The organism is Mycobacterium sp., assembly GCF_035653355.1.
Lineage (GTDB): Bacteria > Actinomycetota > Actinomycetes > Mycobacteriales > Mycobacteriaceae > Mycobacterium.
Map to the genome: position 1 here is coordinate 1 of NZ_DASRBZ010000043.1, position 4,458 is coordinate 4,458.

The window sequence follows — 4,458 nt, forward strand, 5'->3', positions numbered from 1 at the left end:
GAAGCGCTCGCCCTCGCCGTTGAGCAACCGACCGCCTTCGCCACGCACGGCTTCGGAGATAAGAATGCCCAGCCCGGCCAGGCCGGTCGGATGGAACTGGTGAAACTCCATGTCCTCCAAGGGGAGTCCCTTGCGGAACACGATGCCGATGCCGTCGCCGGTCAAGGTATGCGCGTTGGAGGTGGTCTTGTAGATCCGGCCCGACCCGCCGGTAGCGATCACGACGGCCTTGGCGTGGAAGACGTGGATGTCGCCGGTAGCCAGTTCGTACGCGATAACGCCGGTGGCTACGGGGCCGCCGCGGGTCTGGGTCAGCGCCAGGTCGAGAACGTAGAACTCGTTGAAGAATTGGACGTCATGCTTGACGCAGTTCTGGTACAGCGTCTGCAGAATCATGTGGCCGGTGCGGTCGGCGGCATAGCAGGATCGGCGTACCGGGGCCTTGCCGTGGTCGCGGGTATGCCCGCCGAAGCGGCGCTGGTCGATGCGGCCCTCGGGGGTGCGGTTGAACGGCATCCCCATTTTCTCCAGGTCCAGCACCGCGTCGATGGCCTCGCGGCACATGATCTCGACCGCGTCTTGGTCGCACAGGTAGTCGCCGCCCTTGACGGTGTCGAAGGTGTGCCATTCCCAGTTGTCTTCTTCGACGTTGGCCAGCGCCGCGCACATTCCGCCCTGGGCGGCGCCGGTGTGGCTGCGGGTGGGGTAGAGCTTGGTCAGCACGGCGGTGCGCGCGCGGGGTGCGGCCTCGACAGCGGCCCGCATGCCGGCGCCGCCGGCGCCGACGATCACCACGTCGTAGCGATGTTGGTGGATCATGAGACGTTGGGGTCGAACGTCAGCAGCACATAGGTGCCCAGCACCAGCGTGAACACCATCGACACCACCAGCAGCGAGTTCAGCCAGAACCGGGTGGAGTCCTTGCGGCTGTAGTCGTCGATGATGGTGCGCAGCCCGTTGCCGCCGTGCAGCTGTGCCAGCCACAACAGCAGTAGGTCCCAGGTCTGCCAGAACGGCGAATGCCAGCGCTGGGCCACGTAGTTGAAGTCGATGCGGTACACACCGTCGTCCCACATCAGCATCACGAACAGGTGGCCAAGTGCTAGGAACACCAGCACCATGCCGGAGAACCGCATGAACAGCCAGGCGTATTTCTCGAAGTTGGGCATGCCTGAGCGCCGGCGGGGTGCGCGCGGATTGTCCAGGCCGGCGGGGCGATCGTGGTTGCGGGTCAACACCGGGGCGGGCCGGGGCGCGGTCATGCGAACCGCCCCAGGAAGTGGAGGGCCAGCACGACCGTGGCCGGAACCATGACCAGCAGCCAGACGACGCCGATGACCCACAGCATCAGCCGCTGGTAGCGGGTGCCTTGCCACCAGAAATCGATCAAGATGACACGCACGCCGTTCAGCGCGTGATAGAGCACCGCAGCCACCAGCCCCAGCTCCATCACGCCCACGATCGGTGATTTGTAGGTCTCGATGACCTCGTTGTAGGTCTGCGGGCCCACTCGCACCAGCGCGGTGTCGAGCACGTGAACGAACAGGAAGAAGAAGATCGTCGCGCCGGTGATGCGGTGCAGCACCCACGACCACATACCGGGGTCGCCGCGATACAGGGTCCGCACCGGCCGTGGGCGCGAGGATCCTTGTGCCGGCGCGGCAGACGTCGTCGTCATAGGTCCTCCCGTTATGGTGCCGACCCGCTGCGCTTGCGATCGGTACGCAGTGTCTAGCCGGGCAATTCAATCTAGACCTATTTGCCGGGTCGGATAACGGCTAAGCAACCAGCGGCACCCGCATCTGGCGCAACGTTAAGGTGACGTTCGGGGTTGATCGACGGCTGGACGGGGCTGCCCTATGTGTTCAGAACAAGGCGGGCATCGCTGACATGACCGACGCAATTGAGTGGAATATACTGCGGGACAAGGCGGTCCAAGCAGCACACCGAGCCTACGCACCGTATTCGCGGTTGCGAGTGGGCGCAGCGGCACTGGTCGACGATCGCCGCGTGGTCACCGGATGCAATGTGGAGAATGTCTCATATGGCCTAGGTCTCTGTGCCGAATGCGGAGTGGTCAGCGCCCTGCATTCGACCGGCGGCGGCAGGTTGCTCGCCGTAGTGTGCGTCGATGCGAGCGGGACCCTGCTGATGCCCTGCGGGCGCTGTCGGCAGCTGTTGTTGGAGCACGGCGGTCCCGATCTGCTCATCGACCACCCCGCCGGACCGCGCCGGCTCGGCGACCTACTGCCCGACGCCTTCAGCCCCGACGACCTTCCACACCAATAGCCGTGAGCGACTCCACATTCGACGCGCCCACGGTGATCAAGACCAAGCGCGACGGCGGCCGGCTTTCCGACGCCGCCATCGACTGGGTCGTCGACGCCTACACCCACGGGCGGATCGCCGAAGAACAGATGGCGGCGCTGCTGATGGCGATTTACCTGCGCGGCATGGACCACACGGAGACCGCCCGGTGGACCGCGGCGATGCTGGCCTCCGGCGAGCGGCTGGACTTCAGCGATCTGAGCATGCCGACCGTGGACAAGCACTCCACCGGCGGAGTTGGCGACAAGATCACGCTGCCCCTGGTGGCCGTCGTCGCCGCATGTGGAGCCGCCGTGCCCCAGGCATCCGGGCGCGGGCTCGGCCACACCGGCGGCACTCTCGACAAACTGGAATCCATCGCCGGGTTCACGGCTGATCTGTCCGCCGGCCGGGTGCGCGAACAGCTCCGCGAGATCGGCGCGGCTATCTTCGCCGCCGGCCGGCTGGCGACCGCCGACGCAAAGCTCTACGCACTGCGCGACATCACCGGCACCGTCGAATCGCTGCCGCTGATCGCCAGCTCAGTGATGAGCAAGAAGCTGGCCGAAGGCGCCAGCGCACTAGTCCTCGACGTCAAGGTGGGCTCCGGCGCGCTGCTGAAATCAGAATCGCTCTGCCGTGAATTGGCGCAGACCATGGTGCGGCTGGGCGGCGCGCACGGCACGCCGACCCACGCGCTGCTCACCGACATGAACCGCCCACTGGGTACCGCCATCGGCAATTCGCTGGAAGTCGCCGAAGCCCTCGACGTGCTGGCCGGCGGCGGACCACCCGACGTGGTGCAGCTAACCGTGGCGCTGGCCACCGAGATGCTTGAGCTCGCCGGCATCGACGCACGCGATCCCGCAACCACCCTGCGTGACGGCACCGCAATGGATCGTTTCCGCGCGCTGGTGGCCGCGCAGGGCGGCGACTTAGCGGCACCGTTGCCGCTGGGCGCGTGTTCGGAGACCGTGACCGCCGACCGGGGCGGCACAATGGGCGACATCGACGCGATGGCGATAGGGATGACGGTGTGGCGGCTCGGCGCGGGCAGAACCCGCCCGGGTGAACGGGTGCAACCCGGCGCCGGCGTACGAATCCATCGCTGTCCCGGTGAACCGGTCGCGGCCGGTGAGCCGCTGTTCACGCTCTACACCGACACCCCGGAACGCTTCGGCGCCGCGATGGCCGAGCTGGACGGCGGCTGGAGCGTCGCCGACACGCCACCGCCCCAACGGCCCCTGATCGTCGATCGGATCAAAGCATGACGACACCGCTGACCCTGGACATGATCAGCAAGGCGCCCAAAGCGCTGCTCCACGATCACCTTGACGGCGGACTGCGCCCGGCCACCGTGCTCGACATCGCCGGCGAGATCGGCTACGACGACCTGCCCGCCACCGACATCGACGAGCTGGGACGGTGGTTCCACACCCGGTCCTACAGCGGATCGCTGGAACGCTACCTCGAACCGTTCGCGCACACCGTCGCGGTGATGCAGACCCCTGAAGCGCTGCACCGGGTCGCCTATGAGTGCGTGGAGGACCTGGCCGCCGACAACGTCGTCTACGCCGAGGTGCGCTTCGCCCCCGAGCTGCACATCAATCGCGGGCTGTCGTTTGACGACGTGGTCGATGCGGTGCTGGCCGGTTTTGCCGACGGCGAGAAGGCCACGGCCGCCGAGGGCCGCACGATTGCGGTGCGCTGCCTGGTCACCGCGATGCGCCACGCGGCGCTGTCCCGCGAAATCGCCGAGCTGGCGATCAGGTTCCGCGACAAAGGCGTGGTTGGTTTTGACATCGCGGGCGCGGAGGCGGGCTATCCACCGGCCCGGCACCTGGACGCATTCGAGTACATGCGAGACCACAACGCCCGCTTCACCATTCATGCCGGCGAGGCATTCGGGCTGCCGTCCATCCACGAGGCGATCGCCTTCTGCGGTGCCGACCGGCTAGGGCACGGAGTGCGGATCGTCGACGACATCCACGTCGACGACGACGGCACGGTACGGCTTGGCCGACTGGCTGCAATATTGCGAGACAAGCGAATTCCGCTGGAGCTGTGCCCGAGCTCCAATGTGCATTCCGGTGTCGTCGACAGCATCGCAGAGCATCCGTTCGATCTGCTGGCCCGGGCACGGTTCCGGGT

The 4,458-nt window shown here is 66.7% G+C and carries 6 protein-coding genes; 3 read left to right on the plus strand and 3 right to left on the minus strand.

Annotated elements, in window-relative coordinates; genetic code table 11:
- From VFA16_RS01270 to sdhC, 3 genes are all read right to left on the minus strand, one after another.
- Nucleotides 1-819: FAD-dependent oxidoreductase (locus VFA16_RS01270; RefSeq protein WP_324966071.1), on the minus strand; the 819-nt coding region annotated here is incomplete at its 3' end.
- Nucleotides 816-1,262, minus strand: coding sequence for a succinate dehydrogenase hydrophobic membrane anchor subunit (locus VFA16_RS01275; protein ID WP_324966072.1), 447 nt, complete (start codon nt 1,260-1,262; stop codon nt 816-818). The genes VFA16_RS01270 and VFA16_RS01275, both read right to left, overlap by 4 nt.
- Nucleotides 1,259-1,678: a succinate dehydrogenase, cytochrome b556 subunit gene (gene sdhC / locus VFA16_RS01280; protein ID WP_324966073.1), complete on the minus strand. Its 420-nt coding sequence runs from the start codon at nt 1,676-1,678 to the stop codon at nt 1,259-1,261. The genes VFA16_RS01275 and sdhC overlap by 4 nt, the downstream gene beginning before the upstream one ends.
- 212 nt (nt 1,679-1,890) lie before the next feature.
- Here sdhC and VFA16_RS01285 point away from each other — a divergent pair, with 212 nt between their 5' ends.
- The 3 genes from VFA16_RS01285 to VFA16_RS01295 form a co-directional block, all read left to right on the plus strand.
- Complete coding sequence (locus tag VFA16_RS01285) at nt 1,891-2,289, plus strand: cytidine deaminase (protein WP_414687609.1); 399 nt, start codon at nt 1,891-1,893, stop codon at nt 2,287-2,289.
- Between the two features lie 2 nt (nt 2,290-2,291).
- Nucleotides 2,292-3,578 carry a thymidine phosphorylase gene (locus VFA16_RS01290; protein ID WP_324966074.1) on the plus strand — a complete coding sequence of 429 codons (1,287 nt, stop codon included), beginning with the start codon at nt 2,292-2,294 and terminating at the stop codon, nt 3,576-3,578.
- Nucleotides 3,575-4,458: adenosine deaminase (locus tag VFA16_RS01295; protein ID WP_324966075.1), on the plus strand; the 884-nt coding region annotated here is incomplete at its 3' end. The genes VFA16_RS01290 and VFA16_RS01295, both read left to right, overlap by 4 nt.

What these genes read in the sequence shown, in the direction of transcription:
- VFA16_RS01275 (WP_324966072.1), bottom strand. Translation starts at nt 1,262, where the DNA reads ATGACCGCGCCCCGGCCCGCCCCGGTGTTGACCCGCAACCACGATCGC.
- sdhC (WP_324966073.1), bottom strand. Translation starts at nt 1,678, where the DNA reads ATGACGACGACGTCTGCCGCGCCGGCACAAGGATCCTCGCGCCCACGG.
- VFA16_RS01285 (WP_414687609.1), top strand. Translation starts at nt 1,891, where the DNA reads ATGACCGACGCAATTGAGTGGAATATACTGCGGGACAAGGCGGTCCAA.